Below are 5,217 nucleotides of genomic sequence, written 5' to 3'. Positions count from 1 at the left end.
AGGCAGCACGCCGTCGGTCACGGCGCGGCGCGCGGCGCCCGGCACCGCGCGCGGCACCGTGTCGATCGCGCCGCCCAGATCGCGGCCGTTGAGAATGTCGTGATTGAGGTCGATGGCGATCACCGTGTCGGCGCGCATCGCACGCGCGGCGGACACCGGCACCGGATTGCTGAGCCCGCCGTCCACGAGCCACACACCGTCGTGCCAGATCGGCGTGAAAATGCCCGGAATCGCAATCGAGGCGCGCACCGCGTCGACCACGCCGCCCTCGCGCAGCCAGACCTCGCGGCCCGTATCGAGTTCGGTCGCGACCGCCGCGAACGGCATCTTGAGATCGTCGATCGCGCGGCCGTTGAACTGCTTCGCGAACAGGTCGATGACCTTGCGCCCGCCTAGCAGCCCGCCCGAAAAGCGCAGATCGAGCAGCCGCACCACGGTCTGCCACGTGAGCTTGCCGACCCAGTCTTCGAGCCAGTCGAGATCGCCGTTCGCATAGACCGCGCCCACCAGCGCGCCAATCGAGGTGCCGCAGACCACATCGGGCCGGATGCCCGCTTCTTCCAGCGCGCGGATCGCGCCGATATGCGCCCAGCCGCGCGCCGCCCCGCCGCCCAGCACGAGCCCCACGCGGCGGGCGCGTCGTCGTTGCGTCACCATGCCCGCCTCCCGCGTGCCTGTTGCCTGTCTTGTTTCAGAGTCATGGCGTTTTGTCTGTGTTTTGCGCCGATTCGTTCAATGCCCGCGCTCAGTGTCCACCTTAGTGTCGACCTTAATGTCCACGTATCACGTCCGAGCGCGACGTCGTCGAGACCAGGCCGTCCGGGCCGAAATGCACGTTGAAATACGCCTCCGGCGTCACGCCGCCCTCGTACCATTTCCAGCTCCACACGGTCTCCCGCTTGAGCCGGTAGGCCGCTATCTGCCCCGGTTTGCCGAGCAGCGCGCGCACCTCGTCCTGCCTCATGCCGATACGCACCTTCGCGAAGTTTTCCGCCGTGAGCGCCTGGGTGATGGCCACGAGCCGTCCGTTCGGCCCGATGTCGACCATGAAGGTCTTGAGCCCTTGCGGGCCGCGCGGATATTCGAGGCGGCGCGAGCCGTCGTCGAACAGGCGCTCGGTCTCGGGCTTGCCCATCTGCTCGCGCACCTGTTCGAGCGTGGACACGCCGGGCGTGAGGCCCTTGAGCAGCAGCGCGTCGGGCTTCACCGAATCGAAGAAGGCCTTGAAGCCCTGGCGGAACGAATCGAGCATGGCGTCGAACTGGCGGTCGTCGCAGCCGGCGAGCGTGAACGCCGCCAGCGCGGCGCACGCAGCCGTCAGCGTCCGCGTGGATCTGGATGGGGAAGGCATGTCCGGGTGAGGCGTCAACATGGGCTTGCGCGTGCGCCGGCCGCGAAGCGCGGCGCACGCTGAATAGCCACAATGTACCGTCAATGACGCCGGTCGTGTCCCGAAGACCGCTTCGAAGGTTCGGCAACGCGCGCAACGGCGCGCAGCCCGACGCGCTCCGGCGCGCCGCCATGCAGCGCGCGACGCGTACGCGTGATCTCGGCGGCCTGCCAGGAAATCAGCGCGATCACGCCGAACACCACTTCGCGCATGCGCTTGACGAGCGCGAGCGAAAACGCCACGTCCTGACTGACGCCGAACAGTTGCGCGAGCAGCACCACGGCGATTTCCTGCACGCCGAGGCCCGCGGGCACCATGAAGGCGGCGTGGCGCACGGCCTGGGTGATGGCTTCGATGGCGAGCGCGTCGCCGACCGAGACCGGATGGCCGAGCAGCGAAAGCGCCCACCAGGTTTCGAACGCGCCCAGCATGTAGCCGCCGAGCTGCCAGAAGAACGCGCGGAACATCAGGCCCGTGCGCGACATCAGCGCGTCGAGATCGGCGTCGAGCCGCTGGCCGTCGATGCCGAGCTTCTGCCAGGTTTCTTCGCCGAACAGCCGCCCGGCCCAGCGCTCGATCGCATGGAACACGCCGCCGCGTCGCAGCAGCACGACCGCGAGCACCGGCAGCGGCGCGCTCAGCACGAGCGCGAGCGCGATCGTGACGATGGTGCGCAACGAGCCGCCATCGCCCGTCGCCGCGACGATCAAGACCACGCCGAGCGCCGAAAACGCGTACTGCACGGCGATCGTCACGAAGACCTCGACGATCACCGATGCCGTCACTTCGCTCGCCTCGCGCGGCTCACGCAACTTCCAGCGCGCAAGGCGAATGCCGACCAGCTCGCCGCCGACGCCCACGACGGGCAGCAGCCGGTTGACGGCTTCGCGCACCGTGGCGACCCACCAGAGGAAAGGAAGCGGCGCGCGCCGGTCGAGCAGCAGACGCCACGCGTGCGCGTCGAGCAGCAGCGGCAGCGCATGGAACGGCACGAGCCAGAGCAGCACCGGACCCGCCGCGCCGATCACGCGCATCACGTCCTGCGCGCCGTCGTGAACCACGAGGCCGATCAGAATCGCGATCCCGACCGGCAAGCCCAGCCATTGAAGCCACTTCATGATGACGCCCGTGCCTCCGCGAACCGCGCCGCCGTGCCGCCGTCATGGCCATCGAAAAACACGTCGGTAAAGCCGCCGTGGCGCACGCCCGCACGCGCGAGCGCGGCGGCGACGCGCGGCGACATCAGCGCGGCGAGTTCGTCGGCGTGGCGATAGGTTTGCATCGACGCGGTGATCGGCCCCTCGCCCGCCGCCGGCGCTTCGGCCGGATGGCAGTAGATTTCGCCGACGCCCTGCGCGGGCAGACGCGCGATCGCGTCGAGCAGCACGGCTTCGTCCATCGCGCCCGTGTTCGCGATGCCGACCACGTAGTCGTTATGCGCGATGCCCGCCCGCGCGAGGCGCGCACGCACGAGCGCGAGCCACGGCTTGAGCGCGGCGGGCGCGCCCGCTTCCAGCGGCAGACGCACGGCGCGCAAACCATACTCGCGGCCGATCGACAGAATCAGCGACAGCACCGTGGGATGCAGATGAAAATGCTTGTGCGTGTTCACGTGATCGAGCGCGAGGCCCGTCGCCGCGAACGCCTCGAACTGCGCGCGGATTTCGAGCGCGAGCTGCGCACGCACGTGCGGCAGGAAGAAGAAGCGAAAGCCGTCGCGCACCATGTTGTCGCCGAAACGGCCTTGCGCGTCGACGAGCGCGGGAATGCGCGCGCGCGGCAGCATCGACGCGCCGTCGGCCAGCACGAGATGCAGACCCACGCGCAGCGTCGGCAGGCGTTGCGCGCGCGCCACCGCGTCGGCCGCGGCGGGCGCGGCCACCATCAGGCTCGCGGCATTGAGCACGCCATCGCGATGCGCGCGCTCCACCGCCGCGTTGACCCGCTCGTGCAGGCCGAAATCGTCGGCGGTGAAAATCAGCGCGCGCGCGCGCGGCTGCATCATGCCTCGTGGGCGCGCAGGAAGCGGAAGAACTCCACGCCTTCGCGCAGACGGCGCTTCATCATGTCCCAGCTCGTCAGCATTTCGCGGACGATTTCCCAGATCTTCGACGGACGGAAATAGAACTGGCGATAGAACTGTTCGAGGTGGTGATAGATCTCCTCGCGCGACAGATGCGCGTAGCCGATCGCCGCGAGCTGCACGCCTTCCTTGCTCACCAGATTGATGGTCTTGTTCTCTTCCATCCAGCCGTTTTCGACGGCCTGCTTGTAGAGCGTCGTGCCCGGATACGGCGCGGCGAGCGAGACCTGGATCGTGTGCGGATTGATTTCCTTCGCGTACTCGATGGTCTTCTTGATGGTCTCCTGCGTCTCGCCCGGCAGACCCAGAATGAAGGTGCCGTGAATCTTGATGCCGAGGTTCTTGCAGTCCGCGCTGAAGCGGCGCGCGAAGTCGGTGCGCACGCCCTTCTTGATGTTCACGAGAATCTGGTCGTCGCCCGATTCGAAGCCCACGAGCAGCAGACGCAGGCCGTTTTCCTTCATGACCTTGAGGGTCTTGTACGGCACGTTCGCCTTCGCGTTGCACGACCACGTCATGCCGAGCTTGCCGAGGCCGATGGCGATGGCTTCGGCGCGCGGCAGGTCGTCGGTGAAGGTGTCGTCGTCGAACATCAGCTCTTTCACTTCGGGCATGTTGTCGCGAATCCATTTCGCTTCGGCGATCACGTTCTCGACCGAGCGCGTGCGATAGCGATGGCCGCTGACCGTCTGCGGCCACAGGCAGAACGTGCAGCGCGACTTGCAGCCGCGGCCCGTGTAGATCGACACGTACGGGTAGTTCAGATAGCCGATGAAGTAGTTGTCGATCTTCAGGTCGCGCTTGTAGATCGGCGCGACGAACGGCAGCTCGTCCATGTTCTCGAGGATCGGACGCGCTTCGTTGTGCTCGATCGAGCCGTCCTTCGCGCGCCAGCTCAAGCCCTTGATTTCGGGGAAAGGCTTGCCTTCGGCGATTTCCTTGCAGGTGTAGTCGAATTCCTCGCGGCAGACGAAGTCGATGGCGTCGGACGCCGTGAGCGAGTTGTGCGGATCGACCATCACCTTCGCGCCGACCATGCCGACCAGCAGCGACGGCTTGCGCTTCTTGAGGTCCTCGGCGAACAGCGCGTCGGTCGGAAACGACGGCGTGCTCGTGTGGATGATCACGAGGTCGTAATCCATCGCGATCTTGAGCGTGTCCTCCACGCCGATCCCGTCGGCGGGCGCGTCGAGCACGCGGCTCTGCGGCACCAGCGCCGCGGGTTGCGCGAGCCAGGTCGGATACCAGAACGAGCGGATCTCGCGCTTCGCCTGATAGCGCGAACCCGCGCCGCCATCGAAGCCGTCATACGACGGGGCCTGCAAAAACAGCGTTTTCATGAGATGAGTGCTCCGGCAATCCTTGAGTCAATTGAGCTTGAAAGCGTGCGCGCGCGGGCGCCGGTTCCGGCCGGCGTCGCGCGCGATGAAAGGTTCGTAGGCGTGTTCTGTTCAGCCGCCATCCGCGTGCGTCGGTGTCCGTCAGCGTCCATCCGTGACCTCGACGACCGCGCGCCGCCGCGATGCGCTCACACGCGGCTCGCGCGCAGTGGACACGGTCGGCGTGACACCCGTGTGTCCGGCCCCGCCCGCCTCGCCCGTTTCGGGATTGGCGACCGGCACGCGCACGCCGCGCCAGACCACATGCGAGCCGAACACGGCCGCGAGCCACTGCAGCAGCAGCAACGCGTCGCGCAGCGGCACGAGCGGCAAATCGCGCCAGAACACGCGCCAGCCACCGCTGA

The 5,217-nt window shown here is 67.4% G+C and carries 5 protein-coding genes and 1 pseudogene; all 6 read right to left on the bottom strand.

Features of this window, described 5'->3' with window-relative positions; translation table 11 throughout:
* On the bottom strand, window positions 1-654 hold a 654-nt coding region (locus G3N97_RS36230), incomplete at its 3' end, for a patatin-like phospholipase family protein (protein ID WP_205997608.1).
* A gap of 115 nt (window positions 655-769) precedes the next feature.
* Window positions 770-1,351 (bottom strand): hypothetical protein, encoded by a 582-nt coding sequence (locus G3N97_RS36225; protein ID WP_205997607.1) that lies wholly within the window; start codon window positions 1,349-1,351, stop codon window positions 770-772.
* Between the two features lie 80 nt (window positions 1,352-1,431).
* Window positions 1,432-2,511, bottom strand: coding sequence for a lysylphosphatidylglycerol synthase domain-containing protein (locus G3N97_RS36220; protein WP_205997606.1), 1,080 nt, complete (start codon window positions 2,509-2,511; stop codon window positions 1,432-1,434).
* Complete coding sequence (gene hpnK / locus G3N97_RS36215) at window positions 2,505-3,395, bottom strand: hopanoid biosynthesis-associated protein HpnK (protein WP_205997605.1); 891 nt, start codon at window positions 3,393-3,395, stop codon at window positions 2,505-2,507. The genes G3N97_RS36220 and hpnK overlap by 7 nt, the downstream gene beginning before the upstream one ends.
* The gene (gene hpnJ, locus G3N97_RS36210; protein WP_205997604.1) at window positions 3,392-4,813 is read right to left on the bottom strand and encodes a hopanoid biosynthesis associated radical SAM protein HpnJ; all 1,422 of its coding nucleotides are present in this window, start codon (window positions 4,811-4,813) and stop codon (window positions 3,392-3,394) included. Before hpnJ ends, hpnK begins: the two co-directional genes overlap by 4 nt.
* 141 nt (window positions 4,814-4,954) lie before the next feature.
* Window positions 4,955-5,217: pseudogene (locus G3N97_RS39830) on the bottom strand (hypothetical protein); the annotation flags it as partial.

The sequence above is a fragment of the Paraburkholderia sp. Ac-20347 genome (assembly GCF_017104805.1).
GTDB lineage: Bacteria > Pseudomonadota > Gammaproteobacteria > Burkholderiales > Burkholderiaceae > Paraburkholderia > Paraburkholderia tropica.
Note: the sequence above shows the minus strand (reverse complement) of the source record. Positions and strands in the feature narration are given on the sequence as shown.